The organism is Sphingomonas sp. ERG5, assembly GCF_000803065.1.
In the GTDB taxonomy this organism is placed as follows: domain Bacteria; phylum Pseudomonadota; class Alphaproteobacteria; order Sphingomonadales; family Sphingomonadaceae; genus Sphingomonas.
Genome location: NZ_JSXI01000018.1, coordinates 131,125 through 153,520, shown reverse-complemented (window position 1 = coordinate 153,520; position 22,396 = coordinate 131,125). Strand labels below are relative to the sequence as shown.

Genomic DNA, 22,396 nt, shown 5'->3' with positions numbered 1-22,396 from the left:
CCGCTGCTTCGGCTATCTGCCGGACATGCCTCATCTCTATCTCGTCGATGGCTCCGGTTATATCTTCCGCGCCTATCATCGCCTGCCGCCGCTGACCAACGTTCATGGCGAACCGGTCGGTGCGGTCTATGGCTATACCACCATGCTGTGGAAGCTCGCCGATGAGCTGCACAAGGCCGACGGCCCGACCCACATGGCGGTGATTCTCGACAAGTCGAGCCACACCTTTCGCAACGAACTCTACGACAAGTACAAGGCGCAGCGGCCACCGCCGCCGGAAGATCTGATCCCGCAATTCCCGATGATTCGCGACGCGACGCGCGCCTTCTCCTTGCCCTGCATCGAGACCGAGGGGCTGGAAGCCGACGACATCATCGCCTGTTATGCCAAGGCGGCGCTGGCGCAGGGCTGGCTGGTGACGATCGTCAGCTCCGACAAGGATTTGATGCAGCTGATCGAGCCTGGGCTCGACATGTACGACACGATGAACAACCGCCGGCTCGGCGCGGAGCATGTACAGGAAAAATTCGGCGTCGGGCCGGAGCGACTGGGCGATGTGCTCGCGCTGATGGGCGACAGTGTCGACAACGTTCCCGGCGTCACCGGAGTCGGCCCGAAGACCGCATCGAAGCTGATCAACGAACATGGCGACCTGGAAGGGGTGCTCGCCGCCGCACCGTCGATGAAGCCGGGCAAGCTGCGCGACAATCTGATCGAACAGGCCGATATGGCGCGGCTGAGCCGGGTGCTGGTCGAGCTGAAATGCGATGTGCCGTTGCCCGAACCACTCGACGACCTTGAGTTGAAGGGCATTCCCGACGCGCCGCTCCGCGCATTCCTGCAACATCATGGCTTCAAGTCGCTGCTCGCCAAGCTGTCGGCGGTCGCCGACACGCCGGTCGCGGCACCGGCATCGACGGTACCGCAGGAGGAAGACCCACCCTGCGACCATGACGCGTATGAGACTGTGGTCGATGAGGCCGCACTCGACCGCTGGATCACCATTGCGAAGCATCAGGGCTGGATCGCGATCGATACCGAGACCACCGGAGTCGATGCGACGCGCGCCGAACTGGTCGGGGTGAGCATGGCGCTGCATCCCAATCTCGCTTGCTACATACCCTTGACGCACGGCGGCACCGACATGTTCGCCGAAGTGCCGGTGCAGATCGACCGGACGGTGGCATTGGCCAAGCTGAAGACCTTGTTCGAGGATCCCAGCGTCCTGAAGATCGGCCATAACCTGAAATATGACATGATCGTGCTCGGGCGCGCCGGCCTGGACGTCGCACCGTTCGACGACACGATCCTGATGAGCTTCGATCTCGATGCCGGATTGCATGGTCACGGCATGGACGAACTCGCCGCGACGCACCTCTCGCACAGCTGCATCGCCTTCAAGGACGTGGTCGGCACCGGCAAGAACCAGCGTGGCTTCGCCGAAATCGACCTGAAGACCGCGACGCGCTATGCCGCCGAAGATGCCGACGTCACCTTGCGGCTGTGGCGTCGTTTCAAGCCGCGTTTGCCCGCCGAACAGGTCACGCGCGTCTATGAAATGGTCGACCGGCCACTGATCCCGGTCATCGCGCGGATGGAGCGGCACGGCATCCGGGTCGATGCGGCAAAGCTGTCGCAGCTCTCGACCGAGTTCGCGCATCAGATGGGCGCGCTCGAGGTTGAGATCCATGCACTGGCCGGCGGCGCCTTCACCATTGGCAGCCCCAAGCAACTGGGCGATGTGCTGTTCGAGCGCATGGGCATCAAGGGCGGACGCAAGGGCAAGTCGGGGGTTTATTCGACCGACGTCAATGAACTCGAGCGGATCGCCGCCGACAAGGATTCGCCCGGCAAGGATATTGCGCGCAAAGTGCTCGACTGGCGTCAGCTGTCGAAACTCAAATCCACCTATACCGATGCGCTGCAGGCGCAGATCAACCCGGCGACCGGTCGTGTCCATACCAGTTACTCGCTGACCGGCGCGCAGACCGGACGACTATCCTCGACCGATCCCAATCTGCAGAATATCCCGATCCGCACCGAAGTCGGCCGCCAGATTCGCGACGCGTTCGTGGCGGAGGAGGGCAATGTCCTGCTTGCCGCCGATTATTCGCAGATCGAATTGCGCCTCGCCGCGCATATGGCCGACGTCCCGGCGCTGCGCGACGCCTTTGCCCGGGGCGACGACATTCACAGCCTGACCGCGCAGGAATTGTTCGGCGAGGTCAATCGCGACACGCGCGGACGCGCCAAGACGATCAACTTCGCGATCCTCTACGGCATCAGCCGCTGGGGTCTGGCCGGCCGGCTCGACGTCACGCCGGAGGAAGCCCAGGCGATGATCGACCGCTATTTCGAACGCTTCCCCGGCATCAACAATTATATCGTCCAGACGATCGAGACGGTGCGCGAGAAGGGCTATACGACCACCCTGTTCGGCCGGAAGACGCACTTTCCGCGTATCGCGTCGAAGATCCAGCACGAGCGCCAGGGCGCCGAGCGCGCCGCGATCAACGCACCGATCCAGGGCACCAGCGCCGACATCATCAAGCGGGCGATGGCGCGGATGGGCCCGGCCTTGCTTGAAGCGGGGCTGCCCAATGTCCGCATGTTGCTCCAGGTGCATGACGAACTGGTGTTCGAGCTGCCCGAGGGCGATGTCGAAGCGGCGAAGCCGGTGATCGAACGCGTCATGGCGACCGCCGCCGAACCGGCGGTGGTGCTCAGCGTGCCACTCGGCATCGAGATCGGCACGGGGAAGAGCTGGGGCGCGGCGCATTGAGGAACCAAGATGTATAGGGAGAAACTACAGCTTTGGGTCCGAGAGGCACTTGGCGCATTGGGCGGCGAGGGCTCGGTCAACGACGTCGCGCGCCAGATATGGCTTGACCACGAGCAGGACCTAAGAGGCGAAGGTGAACATTTCTATTCTTGGCAATATGATATGAGATGGGCTGCTCAGCGCCTCCGCGAGACTGGCAAAGCCGGTCTCAAAAAGAACGGCTCCAAAAGCGTCTGGTTTTTACGCAAGTGACTAAACACGCTGGCTTTTGGGGCGCGGAACATTGACCTCCGCCACGGGCGACATCGATGATCTGAACGCGCTCGCCAAGGGTGGCCGGACCAACATCATCGGATTCCTGCTGCGGCTCGCGGCGCGCCTGCCGTTCCTGTTCATCGCCGGCCGCGTCTATGGGCCGGACACGGTCGGGCGCTTCGCGATCGCGGTGGTGGTGGTCGAGCTTGCGGCTTTGCTTGCGACGCTCGGGCTGAAGCGCGGGCTCGCCCAGGCGTTGTCGAATACCGATCGGCCACATGTCCATGTCGTGTGGGATGCGATGGCGGTCGCATTCGTCGTCTCGCTCGTCGCCAGCGCGATCCTGATCATCTTTCCCGAGGCGATGTATCCCAATACGCCGATCACCGGCATGGACCGGTGGTTGCCGTGCATCATCTTCGCCACCGCCTGGTCGGACGTCAGCCTTGCGGCGCTCGCCTATCGCCGCAACGTCAAGGCGACGGTGACGGCGCGCGCGATCGTCGAACCCTGGACGATCAGCGCCGCGGCCTGGGCGCTTTCCTATTACTCGCTGCGCGACGGTCTGGTGCTGTCCTATATCCTGTCGATGGCGGCGGCGCTGATCGCATCGCTGATCCCGTTCGTGCGCAGCTATGGCATCCCCTATGGCTGGAAGCCGCGCGTGCGGCCGTTGCTTGCGCTTGCCGGGCGCAACATGCCGCTTGCCGGGGCCGACGCGGTCGAATGGGGCACGCGCAATGTCGACCGTTTCATCCTCGGCGTGATGTTCGAACCCAAGGTCGTCGGCATCTATTATATGGCGCAGCAGGTCGCCTCGATCCCGGCCAAGCTCAAGACCAGTTTCGACCCGATCCTCGGTCCCGTCGTCACCACCGCGCTGGCGCGCGACGACCGCGAGGCGGTGGCGGCACAGGTCAGGCAGGTCGGTTTCTGGATCATGGCGGCGCAAGTCGGCCTCGCGCTGATGGGCTCGATCCCGGGCGAAGCGGTGATGGGCGTGGTCGGACCACAGTTCGTCGCCGGCACGGCCGCGCTCGCCTTCCTGCTGACCGCGGAAGCGGCGGCCTCGACCGGCGCGGTCTGCGAAAGCGCGCTGATCTATATCGCGCGAATAAAGAACCTGCTGATTTCGCTTGGCATGCTGTGTTTCCAGATTGCGCTGAGCTTCACCCTGATCTTCGCGATCCGAAGCGAGGGATGGCCAGTCAACTACCAGGCGGCAGGACCGGCGATCGCCTTGCTGCTGTCGGTCAGCCTGACCTCGGTGATCAAGTCGAAATTCCTCTCGCGCCTGCTCGATGCAGGCGTCGCAGGCTGGCGCTGGCCCTTGCTCTGGGCGGCACTGGCGGCGGGACTGGTCGGCGCCGCCTTCTCTACACTGCCGAAAAGCTATGAATGGGCGGAAGCCGCGATCGGCATCCCTTCGATCTGCGCGACCTATTTGTTCGTGCTGTTCAAATGGGCATTCCGCCCGGCCGACCGAGCCTTGTTCGGCAAGATGCCCAAGCCCAGCGAGGCGACCCTGCCGATTTGACCCGCCCTATCCTGTCGCCCTGAGCTTGTCGGAGAACTGTTCTTCCTTCGGCCGGAAATGAACAGCAGGGCTTCGACAAGCTCAGCCCGAATGGTCTGCGAGCAATCCCGGCATCAATGCCGGAAGTGGCGCATGCCGGTGAAGACCATCGCCAGACCGGCTTCGTCCGCCGCGGCGATGACCGCGTCATCTCGGATCGAGCCGCCCGGCTGGATGATCGCGGTCGCGCCGGCTTCGACCGCCGCAAGCAAGCCGTCGGCGAAGGGGAAGAAGGCGTCCGACGCGACCGCCGAGCCGATCGTGCGCGGCGTCGCCCAGCCGGCCTTTTCCGCGGCGTCCTTTGCCTTCCAGGCGGCAATGCGCGCGGATTCGAGGCGGTTCATCTGGCCCGCGCCGATCCCGGCGGTGCTGCCGTCCTTGGCATAGACGATCGCGTTGGATTTGACGTGCTTGGCAACGGTCCAGGCGAAACGGCAATCGGCCAGTTCCGCATCGGTCGGTGCGCGCTTCGTCACCACCTTCAGCTCGGGCAAGACGCCATTGTCGCGCGTCTGGACCAGCCAACCGCCGGTGATCGACTTGGCCTGCAGCCCGGCACGCGCCGCATCGGGCAGCTCGCCGGTCAGCAACAGGCGCAGATTCTTCTTGGCCGCGAAAATCGCCAGCGCCGCTTCATCGGCATCGGGCGCGACGACGACTTCAGTGAAAATGCCCGAAATGGCGCGCGCCGTCGCTTCATCGAGTTTGCGGTTGAGGGCAATGATACCGCCAAACGCCGATACCGTGTCGCAGGCGAAAGCGGCGGCATAAGCTTCTTCGAGCGTCGCAGCCGTGGCGACGCCGCACGGGTTGGCGTGCTTAACGATCACCACGCTTGGCGCCGCATCGCGGAATTCGGCAACCAGTTCGAGCGCGGCATCCGCATCGTTGAGGTTGTTGTAGCTCAATTCCTTGCCCTGCACCTGACGCGCCTGGCCAATGCCCCGCGCATGCGGCCCCGTCGCGGTGTAGAAAGCGGCCGACTGGTGGGGATTCTCGCCATAACGCAGCGCGGCACTGCGCTTCAGCGTGACGGGCAGGGTTTCAGGAAAGGCTTCGCCCTGATCGACAAAACCGAACCAGCTGGCGATCATGCCGTCATAGGCCGCGGTCGCGGCAAAGGCCCGCGCAGCGAGGCGCTTGCGCAATTCCAGCGTGGTCGCACCCTGCGATGCATCCATCTCGGCGATCAATTCGGCATAGTCGGACGGATCGGTGACGAGCGCGACAAAGGCATGGTTCTTGGCCGCCGAACGCACCATCGACGGACCGCCAATATCGATATTCTCGATCACTTCCGGCCGGTCGGCGCCCTTCGCGACGGTCTGCTCGAACGGATAGAGATTAACGATGACCAGGTCGATCGCGCCGATATCATGTTCGGCCATCGATGCGACATGCGCCGCATCGTCGCGCACCGCGAGCAACCCGCCATGCACTTTCGGATGCAGCGTCTTGACCCGGCCGTCCATCATTTCGGGAAAGCCGGTCAGGTCGCTAATGTCGCGCACGGTCAGCCCGGCTTCGCGCAACGCCTTGGCCGTGCCGCCGGTCGAGACCAGCTCGACCCCGTGACGGACCAGCGCCTGCCCCAGATCAATGATGCCGGTCTTGTCCGATACCGACAAAAGGGCGCGGCGGATGGGAATGCTGGTCATGGAAACTCCGGTATCAATTGGCGCGCTTCAGGGCCCAGCTCACGCTGCACCCGCCGGCAGGGGATTCGCCCGTGATCACGAGCTGGTAGGTCGATTGCGGACGGCCATCGGCATCGATCCACAAACTGTCTTCGATCGCCAGCATCCCGCCGCGACAACGGAATTGCCACAGCGCCCCGCCGGGCATGCGCAGCAGGGCGGCCATGCCGTCGGCGGTCGGCGACACCCGCACACCCGTACCGAGATGGAAGCGAATGGCGAAGGCGGTGGTGGCGATCTTGCGGCGCCTGCCCACGGGCAACAGCATATCCTCGCCGCGCAGATCGCGGCCATCCGCCCCCAGCACCAGCTGACGGCGATGGACGAAGCCGAAGCGCCGCGCATAGCCATCATGGCTTGCCTCGATCCGGCTGCCGGCGTCGCTCTCCTGCCGCGCCAGCTCGACTTCGGCGACGCCGCGCCCGAGCGTGCCGTCGGGGTGAATCGCGGTCGAATTGCTGTCACCGACGATCAGGGTCGAATGCGCTGCCGTGGTGCGCAAGCCATCGGCCAGCGCGGCGGGAAGCTGCACCACCGCGGTCCGCGCGCCCCCGCAATTGACCACCAGGCGATGGGCACCATCAGAGAATTCGAAGGCGAGAGTCGACGCGCACCCGCCCTCGACCAGCCGCGCGACCGGCGGCGGCGCCGCGTCCATGATCAGCACCGCTGGCCCCGCAGCGAGGCGCTGATACCCCCAGTCACGCGCCTGGCGCAGCGGCCTTGCGCGGACTCCGGTCGCGTCGAGGATTTGCCCGAGCGTTTCGCCCGAAACGGGTCCGCCGCCCTGCCAGCTCGACAGCCCTTTGTCGCCGTGACTGACCCCAAGCAATGCCGGGACCATGCGGTTGAGTATTTCGAGGAGCGCGGCGGGTGGCTCCAACCGACGCGAGTCATAGGTTTCGCGCACCATCGTCAGCAGCATGATGATGTCGAGCTGCGCGAGCGGCGCGCGCGCGACGCTGCCGCCATCGTCGAACACCGACGCCGACAGCGCCTTGATCAGGGCGGATTCGGTCGAGCCGCGGCGCGCATCGCCCCCGGCGATCAGCAAATTGGCTGCGACCACCCCGCACAAAGCCGCGACGCGCGGCGCGCCCGGCGCCATCTTGTCCGCACCACGATCGATATGCCGTGCACCGCGCGCGAGCGTGTTGAGCATGCGGCTGCGATAGACCAGGTCGGTCGACGACAGGATCAACGGCGCATGCGCGGTCCAGAACAGGATGCGCCGCCCCCACAGATCGGCGCGCCAGGCCGGTTCGCTGACCTTATCGGCATGCGCGTCGAGCCAACGCCGCATCAATTCTTCGGCGACCGGCGTCGCCTGGGCGCGCGTCGCGACGGTCGACAGGTCGCGCAGCCAGGCGAAGCTGTGCAGATGATCGCCGAACGCGCGCGAAAAATCCGGTTTGTTCAGGTTGATATCGGCGATCGCCAGCGTCTCGCCACGAAAGCTGAGATTGCCGTCGAGCAGCGCATGCCCGCGCTTGACGTCACCCAGAAAGGGATCGTCGGGCACGGCGGTCAGCTTGAGCGGATGACGGCCCTTGAGCTTCAGCCCATGGATCGGCGTCCGCCAGGTCAGGCGGTGCAGTCGTTCTGAAATACGTTCGGACAGAGAGAGACCCTTGTCGCCGCCCAGCCGGATCAGCCGCTTGCCTTCATCGATGCTGTCGGTCTCTTTGGGATCGCTCACTCAGCCCCTCAATGCAGCGATATTATCGGCATAGGCCGACGGGCCGCCGCGGAAAGTGGCAGTGCCGGCAACCAGCACATCGGCCCCGGCCGCAATCGCGCGCGGCGCGGTGTTGCGGTCGATGCCGCCATCGACCTCCAGGTCGACCGACAGGCCGGCCTTGTCGATCATCTTGCGGATCGCCTCGATCTTGCGAAGCTGGCTTTCGATGAAGCTTTGCCCGCCGAATCCCGGATTGACGCTCATCACCAGCACCAGGTCGATTTCCTCAAGCAGGTAATCGAGCGCCTTGGCCGGCGTCTGCGGGGTCAGCACAACGCCGGCGCGCTTGCCGAGACCGCGAATATGCTGGATCGTACGGTGCGTGTGCGGCGATGCCTCGACATGCACGCTGATCGTGTCGGCGCCCGCCGCGGCGAAGTCGTCGAGGAACGCATCGACCGGCGCGATCATCAGATGAACGTCGATCGGCTTGGTGGTGTGCGGGCGCAGCGCCTTCACGACGCCCGGGCCGATCGTGATATTGGGCACGAAATGGCCGTCCATGACGTCGACATGGATCCAGTCGGCGCCGGCAAGATCGATCGCGCGCACTTCTTCGCCCAGCCGGGCGAAATCGGCGGACAGGATCGATGGGGCGATACGGACAGGGTTTTGCATGACCGGACCCTCTAGCATGGCAGGTTCACCCCGCAAGGTGTGGATCAGCCAGTCCGCATCATCCGCGCCATGAAAAACCCGTCGCAACCGCCCCGATCGGCCAGCGCACCCGGCACGGTGCGCAAATAGCCCCCGGCATGAGCGGCCAGACCGTCGGGCAGTTCTTCGGCGCGGATCGGGTCGACCACATAGTCGCCGCGCGTCCCAAGGAAGCGTTTGAGCTGCTTCTCACCCTCCGCCGGTTCGAGCGAGCAGGTGGCGTAGACCAGCACCCCGCCGGGGCGGACCCAGTCGGCGGCGCGCGCGAGCATCTTTTCCTGCAGCGCGGCCATTTCCGAGATCTGCGAGGGCCGGACGCGGTGCAGCACATCAGGGTGGCGGCGGAAAATGCCCGTCGCGCTGCAGGGAGCATCGAGCAGCACCGCATCGGCAGGCGCCGCCGGCGTCCAGGTCAGCACGTCGGCCATCACCACATCGGCGGACAATTTTGTCCGGGCGAGATTATCGTGAAGTCGCGCCAGACGACTTTGCGCACTGTCGACCGACGTCACCCGCCAACCGGCCGAGGCCAATTGCATCGTCTTGCCGCCCGGCGCGGCGCACAGGTCGAGCGCGATGCCGTCCCCGCGACCAATCAGGCGCGCGGGCAGCGACGCGGCGATATCCTGGACCCACCAGGCGCCCTCCTCGAAGCCAGGCAGCTCGGGCACATGCCCGTTCGGCAAGCGCACATGCCCCGGCATCAGCGACACACCGCCAAGCTCCTCGGCCCAGCGATCGGTCGCGGCGGGATCGGCGATGATCAGATCGAGCGGCGGCGGCGCAGCGATGGCGCGTTCGGCGCCTTCAATCGCGTCATCGCCCCATGCGGCGTGCCAGCGAATCGCGACCGGGTCGGGCAAGGTCGGGATTTCGGGCAGCGAGGCGTTCTGCCGCGACAAGGTGCCGAACACGCCGTGGACCAGCTTGCGCGGCCCGCCATCGACCAACGGCAGCACCGTGCTGATCGCGGCATGCGCCGGCGTACCGAGCGCCAGTGTCTGAACCAGCGCGATGCGCAGCGCGAAGCGCGCCTTGGCGTCATCGGGCAGGGGTCGCGCTGTCGCCGAATCGATCAACGCGTCGAGATCGGGCAAGCGGCGCAGCGTCTCTGCCGCAATGGCATGGGCCAGCGCACGATCATCGGCGCGATCGATCCCCGAGGTCGCGCGGTCTAGCGCCGCTTCGAGCGGCAGTCCCTGGCGCAGGACCGCATCAAGCAGCCGCAGTGCGGCGCGACGTGCGGGAACGCCGGCGGGTTCGGGCTGGGTGGTATTGGAATAAGCCAAGGTCAGCGACGATCGGACGGAGGGGCGAGCGGGCTGAGTGCACTGACACGCCCCTGAGAACTGGCCCGAGAACTGGCCCGAGAACCAGATCGCGTACTGGGGACACTGGCGGAACCGGTGCGGCGCGCGACCGCCGGCATCGCGGCAGGGGCGCCCATCTCGATCGCGATTTCCTCCAGCGCGGCAATGCGGTTGCCGGTGTCGGGATGAGTCGAGAACATATTGTCGCCGCCGGCAAGGCCGGGAACGATATAGAGCTGCGCTGCGGCGGGAATGCGCGTCGCGACATCGCTCGGCACCACCGCCGCGCCGCGTGCGAGCTTGGCCAGCGCCGAGGCAAGCGCGCGCGGGTTGCCGGAAATCTCCGCGCCCGCGCGGTCGGCGCCATATTCGCGCGTGCGGCTGATCGCCATTTGCACGATCATCGCCGCGAACGGCGCGACGAACACCGCGAGCAAGCCGGCAATCCCGGCGCTGCGCCCATCGCCCGACCGAAAGAACAGCCCGAAATTGGCCAGCATCGAAATCGCGCCGGCAATTGTCGCGACCATGGTCATGATCAGCGTGTCGCGGTTGCGCACATGGCCCAATTCATGCGCCATCACCCCCGCGATTTCGTCACGCGACAGAATGCCGAGCAAGCCCGTCGTGGCGGCGACCGCGGCATGATCGGGGTCGCGCCCGGTGGCGAAGGCGTTCGGGTGCGGTGAATCGATGATATAGACTTTCGGGTTGGGCAAACCGGCGCGTGCCGCCAACTGACGCACGATCCCGACGAATTCGGGCGCGCTTGCCATATCGACTTCGCGCGCATTGTGCATGGCCAGCACGATCCGATCGGCATTCCAGAAGGTGATCAGGTTCATGCCCGCCGCCACGATCAGCGCGATCACGGCCCCGCCGCTGCCGCCGAGCGTATAGCCCAGCGCCATGAACAAAGCGGTCAGCGCCGCCAGCAACATCATCGTCTTCAGCTGATTCACTTGAACCAACTCCTTTCAGGCCCGATGTGGCATCGGGAGGGGCACGGTTCAATCGCCCGCATGCAAGGGAGCAGCCCATGGCCCAACGGCCACCACATGTGAAGCCACCCGCCTATCTGTCGAAGAATCCGCCGGTGCCGGACCCCGAACCGAAGGAAAAGGCCGAGCCAGGCCCGGATGATCCGCTCGATGATCCGCGCGATGATCCTCTGGGCCTCAACCCGGTGCGCTATGGCGACTGGGCGTTGAAGGGCATTGCGGTCGATTTCTGACCGAAACGGAACGAAACGGCGCGCTGGCGCGTCACTTATGGGTGACTTTCAGAACACTGATTGCCGATCGCCGGCTTCACTGGACCGTCGGCGGGATCGTCGGGCTGATCCTGCTCGCACTGATCGGGCTCGCGGCCTTTCCCTGGGGCAGCCTGAAATCGACCGTCGAAAGCAGGATGAGCAAGAGCTTCGGCCAGCCGGTGACGATCGGACGAATCGACCGCCTCGACGGCTTCTCCTTCACCCCGACGATCGCGATTCGCGATGTACGCATCCCACAGGCCGGCTGGGCCGGGTCCGGCGATCTGGCGACGATCAAGACGGCGACCGTCAGCTTCCCGGTCTTTCCGCTCCTCCTCGGCAAAGTCCGCCCCGAATCGATCGACGTGGCCGGGCTGCGCCTCAACCTTGTCCGGGCGAAGGATGGACGCGAAAATTGGCGTCAGCCCGCATCCGATGAGTCGATCCCGAGCCTGACCGGCCTGCACATCGCCGACACCATGGTCAGCTATCGTGACGCCAAGGTCGGGCGCAGTTTCACGGCCAAGGTGACAGCCGACATCACAAAGGGGCTCACACTTGACGGCACGGGCGAGATACTCGGTGCGCCGGTGACGCTGAGCGCCAGGGGCGCCGCGATTGAAGGCGCTACCGGACGGCCCTGGCCGTTCGAAGCCAGGATCGACGGGCCACGGCTGGGCATGACGATCATCGGCAGGATGGACACGCCGTTCGACACCAATGCCATGACGATCGACCTGACCGCACGCGCCGACGATCTGAAGATGGTCGATGCCGTCATCGAGGCCGGGCTGTTCGGCACGCAGGACGTGCAGCTGACAGCGCATGCGCGGCATGACGGGCCGGATTGGACCATCACCAGGCTGAGCGGCACGATCGGCCAGTCGGACATTGCCGGCAGCGTGACGGTGCGCAAGCGCGGCGGGCGCACGCTGCTTGATGGTGATGTCAGTTCGAACCGGCTCGACTTCGACGATTTCGCGTCGGATGCCGGGCTGGCCAAGGCCGCGGCGCTGGAGCAGTCGATCGGCCTGAGGCTGGTGCCCAATATGCGGATCAATATCGTCAAGATCGACGATACCGATGGCAGCATCCGTTTCACTGTGCGCCAGGTGTTCGGTGGCAAGCGGCCGTCATCGATCACATCGCTGCGCGGCACGCTGAAGCTCGACCATCAATTGCTCGATATCGCGCCGCTGACGATCGGGCTGAAACAGGGCGAGATCGCCGGATCGATGCGCGTCGACCAGCGCGGTGGCGTCAAGGTGCCACTGGTGACGATCGATCTGAAGCTGAGCGGCAGCAATGTCGATACGCTGGCCGGCGGAGCAGGCGCGGTCGACGGACGAGTCGATGCGCGCGCCAGGCTGGCCGGCCGCGGCAGCACTATCCGCGAAGCGGTCGGCAATGCCACTGGCAGCATCGGCCTGGTCGCGCGCGACGGCGGCCTGCCGGCCAAGGTCGCCGCGATGATCGGCTTCGACGCATCGCGCGCGCTGACCACCGACGACGATGCGCGCGCCGGCCTGCGCTGCGTCGTGCTGCGGCTCGCGATGCGCGACGGAACCGGGCGGGTCGATCCGCTGGTGCTCGACACCACGCTCAGCCAGTCGAACGGCCAGGGCAGCATCAGCTTCCCGGCCGAAACACTGGCGATCACCCTGACCGGTGCGCCGAAGCTGAAAAGCGTGCTGCGCCTGCCCGGGTCGGTCACCATCGCCGGTACGATCCGCGAGCCTGACGTCACTATTCCGCCCAGGGTGAAGTCAGTCGGCAATGTGCTGAAGGCAATCGGGCGCTCGATCGCCGGCACGCAGGGGCCCAGGGCTACCGATGCCGATTGCGGCACTTTGTCGGCACAGGCACTGAGCGGCTGACCGGCCCTCACCCCTGTTAAGTTGGATATCCGGTGAAAAATTTTGGTTGTTAATCAATAACTTGATTGACGCTCACCTGTTATTGAATAACAGGTCGATAACAGGTCCTGTTTCCAGCGTAGCAGGACCTGTCTTTGATGGTCGCACGATGAGCGACTATCTGTGATGTCAACGATTTCAAAGAGCGGGAGGAGACATGTGTCCCGTCCGACCCGCACCTTGCTCAATTCGATCCTGTTCGTGAATCGGCGCCCGTTATGGCTCAAGCAGCGTGGCGAGCTTTGCCACCGTGTTCCAGTTGCGCGCGGTGGCGATCCTGGGGAATTTCGCCTTGCTCATGCCCTGGAGCAGTTTCGAGTCCCGCATCTGCTGCTGGCCAAGGAAGTCGGTATAGAGTTCACGCCCGACTGCGTGGAGCCGTTCGGGGCCGGCATGGACCTCGGCAAGGCGTGCGATCCGGTCGGGCGGAAAGGGATCGCGGTGAAAGGTGACCAGCACATGGCTGGGATGGTCGAGCGCCGCGTCGACAAAGGGATTGGCCGCGATCACTGCGCGGATTTCGGTCAGGTCGCGCACCATGACGTCAGTCGTCAGACCATGCTGTTCCAGCGCCGCCTCCAGCATCGTCTCGATCTCGGATCCCGGCGGCTCCGCGTCGAACAGGACATTGCCCGAGGCGAGCAGCGTCTCGACCCGCGTGAAGCCGAGCGCTTCGGTGAGTGCCTTGAGGTCAGTCATCAGCAGCTTGCGACCGCCGAGATTGACCCCGCGCAGCAATGCCGCCCGGCGCATCACGCTTCGCGCGTCAACGGTCGGGCAAGCAGCGCGCCGACCACCTCGCGAACATCGGCGCCGTCAAGCAGCGCACACACCGCATCGACCACCGGCATCGCCACGCCGACCGCGCTGGCCGCCTGACACAACACCGGCGCGGTGAACGCGCCTTCCGCCACGGTGCGGCGGTCGGCGAGCATCTCGCTCGCGCTGCGCCCCTGTCCCAGCCCGACGCCAAGCGAGAAATTGCGCGAGCTGGTTGAGGAACAGGTCAGCACCAGGTCGCCAAGCCCGGACAGGCCAGCCAATGTCTCAGCGCGCGCACCACGCGCCAGGCCGAAGCGAGTCATTTCGGCAAAGCCGCGCGCGATCAGCGCGGCGCGGGCATTCTGGCCAAGCCCCGCGCCCTCGACCACACCACAGGCAATGGCGAGGACATTCTTGACCGCGCCGCCAATCTCCGCGCCGATGACGTCATTCGAGGCATAAGTGCGGAATGCCGGCCCGGCGAGCCGTTCGGCCAGCGCCGTACCAAGCGCATCATTCTCACAAGCCAGCGTCACAGCGGTCGGCTGACCGGCGGCGACCTCATGCGCGAAGGTCGGCCCGGAGAGCACCGCGATCGGCGCCTGTGGATGAACCTGGCCGGCAACCTGCCCGACCAGCAATTGCGTGCCCGCCTCGATCCCCTTGGCGCACAGCACCAGCGGTGTCGCCCCGCTATCGATATCGCCCAGCACAGAACGAACATGCTGTGCGGGCGCGACGACGAGCAGTGCGTCGCAGCCCGACAAGTCACCGATCGTCCCGGTCGCGCGGATCGTGTCGGGCAAGGTCACGCCGGTGAGGAATACCGAATTCTCGTGGATCGTATTGATTGACGTCACGACGTCAGGCTCACGCGCCCAGAGTAGGACAGACTCGCCGCCCCGAGCGGCAACCTGTGCCAGCGCGGTGCCCCAGGCACCGCCGCCAATGACTCCGATCTTCATGCCTTCACCCCCGCACCGCGTACTGCCTCGGCATCCGGGTCGAGCGGCCAGCGTGGCCGTGCGGCGATATCGAGCGGATCGGTGAACCCGGCGGCAAAGCGCTCCGCCCCCGCCCAGGCGATCATCGCGGCATTGTCGGTACACAACCACAAGGGCGGCGCGACGAAGCGCAGGCCGTTGGCGATCGCCAGCCCCTCGAGCGCCGATCGCACCGCCTGATTGGCGGCGACTCCACCGGCAACGACCAGGGCGGTGGCGCCATGCGCCTTGCCCAGCGCCCTGATGGTGCGATCGAGCAGGCAATCGACCACGGCGGCCTGGAACGAGGCAGCGATATCCTCTGCGCTCCAGGCGCCCGTGTCGCGCGCGCGCGACACGGCGCTTTTCAGGCCGGCAAAGGAGAAATGCGGCTCGGCCGATCCTTTCAACGGTCGCGGCAAGGGCACGGCGTCGGGATTGCCCGCCAGCGCGGCGCGCTCGACCGCCGGCCCGCCAGGGAAACCCAGGCCAAGCAGCTTGGCGGTCTTGTCGAACGCTTCGCCCGCCGCATCGTCGATCGTCGTGGCAAGCCGGCGATACGCACCGACCCCTTCGACCAGCAGCAACTGGCAATGCCCGCCCGAGACGAGCAACAGCAGATAGGGAAAGGCGAGATCGGGATCGGTCAGGCGCGGACTGAGCGCATGCCCCTCGAGATGATTGACCGCAACCAGCGGCTTGCCCGCGGCATGCGCCAGCGCCTTGCCCGTCACCAGTCCGACCATGACGCCACCGATCAGACCCGGCCCGGCGGTCGCGGCAATGGCGTCAACCTCGGCCAGCGTGACGCCGGCATCGCTCAGCGCACCCTCGATCAGCGGCATCAGCGCCTCGACATGCGCGCGCGCGGCGATTTCAGGCACGACGCCGCCAAACGGGCGATGCGCGGCTTCCTGCCCGGCAAGACGATGCGCGAGGATGCCGCGATCGCTCGTCACCAGCGCGGCGGCGGTTTCGTCACAACTGGATTCAAGGCCGAGGATCAGCGCCACGGCTTTCCTCTAATCGCATCCATCGCTAGCACAAGCCATGCCCGTTCTCTTCCGTCTCGGCACCCGCGGGTCGCCGCTCGCCCTTACTCAAGCCAATATGGTCCGCGATGCCTTGTGTAACGCGCATGGCTGGCATCCCGATGACGTCGAGATCGTCACCGTCGTCACCACCGGCGATCGCGTGCAGGATCGTGCGCTCGCCGAAATCGGCGGCAAGGCGCTGTGGACCAAGGAGCTCGATCGCGCACTGCTTGCCGGTGAGATCGATGGATCGGTCCATTCGATGAAGGATGTCGAGACGATTCGTCCCGACACGCTGGCAATCGTGGCGATGCTGCCGCGCGCCGATGTCCGTGACCGGCTGATCGGCGCGGCAAGCCTTGCCGATATCCCGCATGGCGGCAGCGTCGGGACCAGTTCGCCGCGGCGCAGCGCGCAGATCATGCGCGTGCGGCCCGATCTGAAAGCAGTGTTGTTCCGCGGCAATGTCGATACCCGCCTGGCCAAGCTGGCAGCGGGCGATGTCGATGCGACCTTGCTCGCCGCCGCCGGGCTCGACCGGCTCGGGCGCAGCGATGTCGGCACGGCGATCCCGATTGACGTCATGTTGCCGGCCCCGGCGCAAGGCGCGGTGGGGATCGAGACCCGTGCCGATGATGGGCGCGCAATCACGCTGGTCAGGGCGATCGACCATGACGAAACGCATCGCTGCGTGCTGGTCGAACGCGCGCTGCTCGCCGCGCTCGATGCCGATTGCCACTCGCCGGTCGCGGCGCTCGCCCTGATCTCGGGCGATCAGGTGACGCTGCGCGCCGAACTCCTGTCCGAAGACGGCAGCGAGCATGTGACCGGCGCGGCGAGCGGGCCGGTCGCCGACACGGGACTGTCCAAACGCCTGGCGCGTGATTTGCTCGATCGGGCACCGGCAGCCGTGCGGGTGCTGTTCGCGGCATGACCAGGCCGCTCGCGGTCCTGCGGCCCGAACCAGGCAATGCGGCGACCGCCGCGCGCGCCGAGGCACTGGGGTTCGACATTATTCGCTTGCCGCTGTTCAAGGTGCGGCCGGTCGACTGGACGGTGCCGGATCTCGCTGCCCATGACGCCTTGATCCTGACCAGCGCCAACGCAGTACGGCATGCGGGCGCGGGATTGGTCGCATTGCGCGCCCTCCCGGTGCTCGCCGTCGGAGAAAAGACGGCGCAGGCCGCGCGGGAGATGGGCCTTGACGTCATGGCGACCGGCACCGGCGATATGGCGGCGTTGCTGGCGCTGGCGGAAACGCACGGGGTCAGGAAGGCCGTTCATCTCGGCGGCCGCGACCGCGTGTCGGTGTTCGGCCCGGCAATCCACAGCACGATCATTGTCTATCAAAGCGATGTCGTGGCGGTACCGCCCCACATTCTCGGCATGCTCGCGGGCTCGGTCGCATTGCTCCATTCCGCCCGGGCAGCCTCCCGGCTAGCCGAACTGATCGACGGCCGGGCCGTGATCCGGATCGCCGCATTGAGCGGCGCGATCCTGGCGGCGGCGGGTTCGGGCTGGGCCGGCCATGCCGTTGCGGTGAGGCCCGATGACGCGGCCTTGCTCGACGCCGCCCGGTTGCTGGCCGATTGACCGGGGCCCCGTGCGCAGGGATAAGGCGGACATGAGCGACATGCCGATCGATCCCATTGCCCCGGCACCCATGACGGCGGCCGCCAAATCCGCCTGGCGTCCCGCCGCGATCATTGCCTTGCTGGCGTTTGTCGGCGGGCTGATCGCGATGGCTGCGGTGCTGCATTATCAAAGCCGCTGGTTCCCCGCGCAGACCGCCGCCGACGCGATGCCGAAAGGGCAATTGCCCGTCGTGGTCGTGCCCGCCGCCGGCACGCCTGCCACCACGGCGCCGGTAATCGATCTCAATGCGCTGTCGTCACGCGAAACCGATCTTGCCGCGCGGCTCGCCGATCTCGAAGCGCGGACTGCCCGGGTCAGCAGCGATGCCCAGACCGCCTCGGGCTATGCGACACGCGCGGAGGGCATGATGATCGCCTTTGCCGCGCGCCGTGCGCTCGATCGCGGGCTGACGCTCGGTTATGTTGAACAGCATTTGCGCGCCCGCTTCGGCCCCGGCCAGCCGCGCGCGGTGGCGGCGATCCTGCAAGCCGCCCGCGAGCCGGTGACGATCGCCGAACTTCGCGCCGGACTCGACGGCATCGCCCCCGAGCTGGTGACCGGCGCGCGCAGCTCGGGCTGGTGGAGCAGCTTTCGCCGGGAACTCGGCAATCTCGTGGTGCTGCATCAGGCTACCACCCCCTCGCCTTTGCCGGTCGATCGGCTCGCCCGGGCCAAGCAGATGCTCGAGCAGGGCAAGGTCGAGGCAGCGCTGGCGGAAGTGGCGCGGATGCCGGGTGCCGCCCAGGCGACGCGCTGGACCGCCGCCGCCCGGCGCTATATCGGCGCGCGGCGCGCACTCGATACGATCGAGGCGGCGGCAATCCTCGGCCAGTCGGGCGCGGCCGACCTGCCGGAAACCGATCCCACCCCGGCGGGCTGACGCCATCACGCTCGGGGATTTTTCCCGCGCGTCACGGACCTTTGACCCCGCCATTTGACCTCGCCATTCGGTTCGTCGCTTTCGGCGCGCCGTTTTCAACGGCTGGTCGTGCGCATCAAACAGCGTTTACCTTTTGTTAACTATCTCCGCATACGAATTGTTAACCCGCTGACACCCTTCGCTGTGGCGGTCTTGTAACTTTACCGCTGAAGGATCCCAGCCGACATGTATCGCGCTCTGTTGACGCTTGCCCTGTTCGGATCGCTGACCGCTGGTTGTGCAACGACGCGGAACCATACGAGCGTCGTGGTCGAGGCATCGGCGCAACCCTCGGGCTGGGAATCGGTCGCGACGCCGGAGGATCTTGTCCGCCTCGAGGCGCTGCCGTCACGCTGGGCAGCCGCTCGCGCCGCAGTGCCGAAACGCCTGGCGAGCAAGCTCGCCGCCGAGGGGCCGCTGGTTCAACCCGATGCGGCGCTCGATTTGCCGGCACTGCCGCCAGGCCCCTATCGCTGTCGCTTGCTACGCTTCGGCGGGCGCGCCGCCTTCACCAGCTTCGCGCCGGATTTCTGCTATGTGGAGGGCGACACCAAGAGCCTGTCCTTCACCAAGCAGACCGGCACGATTCTGCCCGGCGGCTGGGTGTATGCCGACACCAACAAGCGTCAGGTGTTTCTCGGCACGTTCCGCAATGGCGCCGAAAAGATCGCGCCATCCTATGGTCATGATCCCGAGCGCGATGTCGCCGGCGTGATCGAACGCGTCGGGCCGTTCCGCTGGCGCTTCGTGCTTGCCCATGCCGGCAAGGGCGCGTTGCTCGACCTGTACGAACTCGTACCCGTACCGCCGACCGGACCCGGCAGCCCGGCACGCTAGGGGCCGGGAGCTCAATCCCGCTGCGCTGAGGCGCGGCACCGGCCAGTGATGGACAAGCTCTAGCCGGGCCGGCCGACCCGCTCGATCAACGCCAGCGCGCCGGCCGGCGCACGGACCTTCGCGCCGTTGATGAAGAAGATGAAGCTGTCGCGGGGCGAGGCCTTTGGCGGTTCGGGTGCTGCATAGGGTAGGCCATCGGGCTGTCCCCCCGCCGCCCAGGCACGCGCGGCATCGGCCCAGCGGTCAAGCTCGGCATCGGTGTAACCGGTGACCGCCTCTTCCTGCGCGTTTTCGAGCCGGGCATAGACGAAATCGCCGGTGACATCGGCGATCGCGGGATATTCCGCCGAATCGGCATAGACGATCGCCACCCCGGCGGCGCGCGCCAGCGCGACGAATTCGGGCACCGCGAAGCTTTCATGCCGTACCTGGATCGCGTGGCGCAGCGCGATGCCGCCATGCCGCGCCGGCAACAGCTTCAGGAACGCGCTGAAATCGTCGGCGTCGAACTTCTTGGTCGCCATGAACTGCCACAGGATCGGGCCGAGCTTGTCGCCCAGTTCGATGATGCCTTGATCGACGAAGCGCATGACCGATTCGCCCGCTTCGGCCAATATCTTGCGGTTGGTGCAGAAGCGCGACGCTTTGAGCGTGAAGACGAAGCCGTCGGGCACGGCCTTCGCCCAGCCCTCGAACGTCGCTGGCTTGAAGCCACTATAATAGGTGCCGTTGACTTCGATCGCGGTCATCTTGCCGGCGGCATATTCCAGCTCACGTTTCTGCGGCCATTTTTCGGGGAAAAAGGTGCCGCGCCATGGCTCGAAGGTCCAGCCTCCGATGCCGATCCGGATGTTCGCCTGTGTCATGACGGGTAGCGTAGCGCGAAAATCGGCGCGGTTAAATATCGACAGGTGCGCCGCCTTTCATGACGAAGAATTCATTGGCGATTGCCGCGACGACGCCCGACATTCCGGGCCGAAGGAGCACGACATGGAAGTCGAAGTCACTGCCGAAGCCAAGGACAAGCGCCTGAACCGCTGGGTCGCGATCACCGTCGTGATCCTGTCGGTGTCCATGGGGCTGGGCAATATCAAGGATGGCAACATCGTCCAGGCGATGCAGCAGGCCAAGGCCGATTCGGTCGACCGCTGGGGCGAGTATCAGGCGACCAAGACCAAGACGCATATCGCCGAGACCGCGCGCAGCGAGATCGCGATCCTGGCCAGCGCGCTGCCCTCCGCCAAGGCCGCGGCGGCGGCCACGCTGGCCGAGACCGATGCGAAGATTGCCAAATACCGCGCTGAAGCACCGAAACTCGCCGTGCAGGCGCAGGGCTTTGCCGATCAATATGATGCGCTCAACGTCCATGACGATCAATTCGATGCCAGCGAGGCACTGCTTTCGACCGCGATCTCGCTCGCTGCCGTCGCTGCGCTGACCGAAAGCTTCGGCCTGATCGCGGCGTCATGGGCGTTCGGCGCGTTCGGCCTGTTCATGGGCATATGCGGCTTTGCCGGCTGGGCATTCCATCCCGATATATTGAGCAATTTCCTCGGCTGATCCGACCCCATATTCGCTCGACGACGGGCTCAGCACTATAAAAAATCCATAATAACGCCGCTCTCACGCCCGCGTTTAGGCCCTGTCCGCTGCGATGTAGGCGAGTGAAAGCGTATGACCGATCCATCGGATGGCGCCACCGGCGCAATCTGCCCGCCATGTTGCGCGTGAAGAACGGCTGACATGAAAACCTCCGCAATCCCCAGCGGCGGACCGAGCGTCCGGGCCTATGCCCGGCACCGGCCAGCCGGTTCGACGCTGTTCGACCGTCTCGACATGGTCGCCGCTCCCGGCGCGACACGCTCCACACCCGATGCCGCTGTCTCTGCGAACGGCCTGCGTGTCGCATTGTTCTCCGGAAACTATAATTGTGTTCGGGACGGCGCGAACAAGGCGCTCAACCGGCTCGTCGCGCATCTGCTCGATCGCGGCGCTGCCGTGCGAGTCTACTCTCCGACGGCAGCCGAACCGGCATTCGCCCCGGCCGGCGACCTTGTCCCGGTCCCGTCGGTATCGATTCCCGGTCGCCCCGAATATCGGCTGGCGACGGGTCTTCCGACGCGAATCCGCGACGACATCCGGCGTTTCGCCCCCAATATCGTGCATCTTTCCGCGCCGGACGTGCTGAACATGAAAGCGCGCCGTTTCGCCCGGGCGATGACTGTGCCGGTGGTGGCCAGCCTCCATACCCGCTTCGACACCTATTTCGCTTATTATGGCCTGGGACTGCTGCGCCGGCCGGCCACCGCGCTGCTGTCGCGTTTCTATCGCGGGTGCGACATGGTGCTGGCTCCCAACCAGTTCGAAGCCGCCGCGCTTGCCGAGATGGGCGTCCCGCCCGCCGCGATCCGCTTATGGGGACGCGGTGTCGATACCGACACTTTCACCCCGGCATCGCGCGATCTGGCGTGGCGCCGAGAGCACGGCTTCGCCGACGAAGAGACGATCCCGCTCTTTTTCGGCCGGCTGGTGCGAGAAAAGGGCCTGGATATCTTCGCCGATGCGGTCGATCAGCTCCGCGAGCGCGGCCATCGGGTCCGGCCCCTGGTCGTCGGCATCGGCCCGGCCGAACAGCATTTCCGCGACCGGCTTGGCGACGCGGTCTTTGCCGGTCATCTGGAGGGGCGCGACCTTGGCCGGGCAGTCGCCAGCGCCGACATCCTCATCAACCCCAGCGTCACCGAAGCGTTCGGCAACGTCAATCTCGAAGCGATGGCGGTGGGGCTGGCGATCGTCAGCGCGGATGTCGGCAGTGCGCGCGCGCTGATCGATAACGGGATAACGGGACGGCTCGTGACACCGAACCCGGTCGACATCACCGAGGCCGTCCTGGAATTAATGCTCAACCACGACGCGCGCGTTGCGTTGGGCCGCGCCGCGCGCAAGGCAGCCTTGGGCTATCGCTGGTCCGACATATTGGACGACGCGATCACCTCCTATCATCTCGCTGCCGGGGAAACTGCGGCCGATCGGTGAC

General features: G+C 65.9%; 19 protein-coding genes. 10 read left to right on the top strand and 9 right to left on the bottom strand.

The annotated features are described in order from the left end of the window. Positions 1–25 precede the first annotated feature (25 nt). Entirely contained in the window at positions 26–2,782 is a 2,757-nt protein-coding gene (gene polA / locus OO12_RS06195) for a DNA polymerase I (RefSeq protein WP_034157773.1), read from the top strand. Positions 2,783–3,065: 283 nt separating this feature from the next. Next, the gene (locus tag OO12_RS06185) at positions 3,066–4,574 is read left to right on the top strand and encodes a lipopolysaccharide biosynthesis protein (RefSeq protein WP_200887391.1); all 1,509 of its coding nucleotides are present in this window, start codon (positions 3,066–3,068) and stop codon (positions 4,572–4,574) included. A 113-nt stretch (positions 4,575–4,687) separates the two neighbouring features. Here OO12_RS06185 and purH read toward each other — a convergent pair whose 3' ends face one another. The 5 genes from purH to htpX are packed head-to-tail and all read right to left on the bottom strand — an operon-like array spanning position 4,688 to position 10,980. Further along, positions 4,688–6,271 (bottom strand): bifunctional phosphoribosylaminoimidazolecarboxamide formyltransferase/IMP cyclohydrolase, encoded by a 1,584-nt coding sequence (gene purH / locus OO12_RS06180; protein WP_034157771.1) that lies wholly within the window; start codon positions 6,269–6,271, stop codon positions 4,688–4,690. 13 nt (positions 6,272–6,284) lie between these two features. Then, a complete protein-coding gene (locus OO12_RS06175) occupies positions 6,285–8,009 on the bottom strand; it encodes a heparinase II/III family protein (RefSeq protein WP_034157770.1) in 1,725 nt (574 codons plus the stop codon). Continuing rightward, positions 8,010–8,669 (bottom strand): ribulose-phosphate 3-epimerase, encoded by a 660-nt coding sequence (rpe, locus tag OO12_RS06170; RefSeq protein WP_034157769.1) that lies wholly within the window; start codon positions 8,667–8,669, stop codon positions 8,010–8,012. A gap of 44 nt (positions 8,670–8,713) precedes the next feature. Beyond that, positions 8,714–9,997: an RsmB/NOP family class I SAM-dependent RNA methyltransferase gene (locus tag OO12_RS06165; RefSeq protein ID WP_082006370.1), complete on the bottom strand. Its 1,284-nt coding sequence runs from the start codon at positions 9,995–9,997 to the stop codon at positions 8,714–8,716. Between the two features lie 2 nt (positions 9,998–9,999). Further along, the gene (gene htpX / locus OO12_RS06160) at positions 10,000–10,980 is read right to left on the bottom strand and encodes a zinc metalloprotease HtpX (RefSeq protein WP_034157767.1); all 981 of its coding nucleotides are present in this window, start codon (positions 10,978–10,980) and stop codon (positions 10,000–10,002) included. Between the two features lie 77 nt (positions 10,981–11,057). On the opposite strand from htpX, the gene OO12_RS06155 reads away from it, so the two are divergent. Together OO12_RS06155 and OO12_RS06150 are read left to right on the top strand one after the other, a co-directional pair. Beyond that, positions 11,058–11,252, top strand: a complete 195-nt coding sequence (locus OO12_RS06155; RefSeq protein WP_034157766.1) for a DUF1674 domain-containing protein — start codon at positions 11,058–11,060, stop codon at positions 11,250–11,252. Between the two features lie 41 nt (positions 11,253–11,293). Then, positions 11,294–13,150 (top strand): AsmA family protein, encoded by a 1,857-nt coding sequence (locus tag OO12_RS06150; protein WP_082006369.1) that lies wholly within the window; start codon positions 11,294–11,296, stop codon positions 13,148–13,150. Between the two features lie 255 nt (positions 13,151–13,405). Here the strand turns inward: OO12_RS06150 and OO12_RS06145 are convergent, their stop codons facing one another. The 3 genes from OO12_RS06145 to tsaD are packed head-to-tail and all read right to left on the bottom strand — an operon-like array spanning position 13,406 to position 15,947. Next, positions 13,406–13,942, bottom strand: coding sequence for a DUF1697 domain-containing protein (locus OO12_RS06145; protein WP_052215585.1), 537 nt, complete (start codon positions 13,940–13,942; stop codon positions 13,406–13,408). Continuing rightward, on the bottom strand, positions 13,942–14,916 hold the full coding sequence (locus OO12_RS06140) for an NAD(P)H-dependent glycerol-3-phosphate dehydrogenase (protein ID WP_034157764.1): 975 nt from the start codon (positions 14,914–14,916) through the stop codon (positions 13,942–13,944). The genes OO12_RS06145 and OO12_RS06140 overlap by 1 nt, the downstream gene beginning before the upstream one ends. After that, a complete protein-coding gene (tsaD, locus tag OO12_RS06135) occupies positions 14,913–15,947 on the bottom strand; it encodes a tRNA (adenosine(37)-N6)-threonylcarbamoyltransferase complex transferase subunit TsaD (protein WP_034157763.1) in 1,035 nt (344 codons plus the stop codon). Before tsaD ends, OO12_RS06140 begins: the two co-directional genes overlap by 4 nt. 37 nt (positions 15,948–15,984) lie before the next feature. Here tsaD and hemC point away from each other — a divergent pair, with 37 nt between their 5' ends. From hemC to OO12_RS06115, 4 genes are all read left to right on the top strand, one after another. Next, a complete protein-coding gene (hemC, locus tag OO12_RS06130) occupies positions 15,985–16,902 on the top strand; it encodes a hydroxymethylbilane synthase (protein ID WP_034157762.1) in 918 nt (305 codons plus the stop codon). Beyond that, positions 16,899–17,561 (top strand): uroporphyrinogen-III synthase, encoded by a 663-nt coding sequence (locus tag OO12_RS06125; protein ID WP_034157761.1) that lies wholly within the window; start codon positions 16,899–16,901, stop codon positions 17,559–17,561. Before hemC ends, OO12_RS06125 begins: the two co-directional genes overlap by 4 nt. 31 nt (positions 17,562–17,592) lie before the next feature. Then, positions 17,593–18,483 (top strand): hypothetical protein, encoded by an 891-nt coding sequence (locus OO12_RS06120; RefSeq protein ID WP_052215584.1) that lies wholly within the window; start codon positions 17,593–17,595, stop codon positions 18,481–18,483. A gap of 225 nt (positions 18,484–18,708) precedes the next feature. Then, a complete protein-coding gene (locus OO12_RS06115; protein ID WP_034157760.1) occupies positions 18,709–19,359 on the top strand; it encodes a DUF4893 domain-containing protein in 651 nt (216 codons plus the stop codon). Between the two features lie 59 nt (positions 19,360–19,418). Here OO12_RS06115 and OO12_RS06110 read toward each other — a convergent pair whose 3' ends face one another. Next, positions 19,419–20,225, bottom strand: a complete 807-nt coding sequence (locus OO12_RS06110) for a DUF72 domain-containing protein (RefSeq protein ID WP_034157759.1) — start codon at positions 20,223–20,225, stop codon at positions 19,419–19,421. 124 nt (positions 20,226–20,349) lie between these two features. Between OO12_RS06110 and OO12_RS06105 the strand changes: the two genes are divergently transcribed. Both OO12_RS06105 and OO12_RS06100 read left to right on the top strand, forming a co-directional pair. Continuing rightward, on the top strand, positions 20,350–20,919 hold the full coding sequence (locus OO12_RS06105; protein ID WP_034157758.1) for a DUF4337 domain-containing protein: 570 nt from the start codon (positions 20,350–20,352) through the stop codon (positions 20,917–20,919). A gap of 183 nt (positions 20,920–21,102) precedes the next feature. Continuing rightward, a complete protein-coding gene (locus OO12_RS06100) occupies positions 21,103–22,395 on the top strand; it encodes a glycosyltransferase family 4 protein (RefSeq protein ID WP_235364694.1) in 1,293 nt (430 codons plus the stop codon). Position 22,396: the final 1 nt, after the last annotated feature.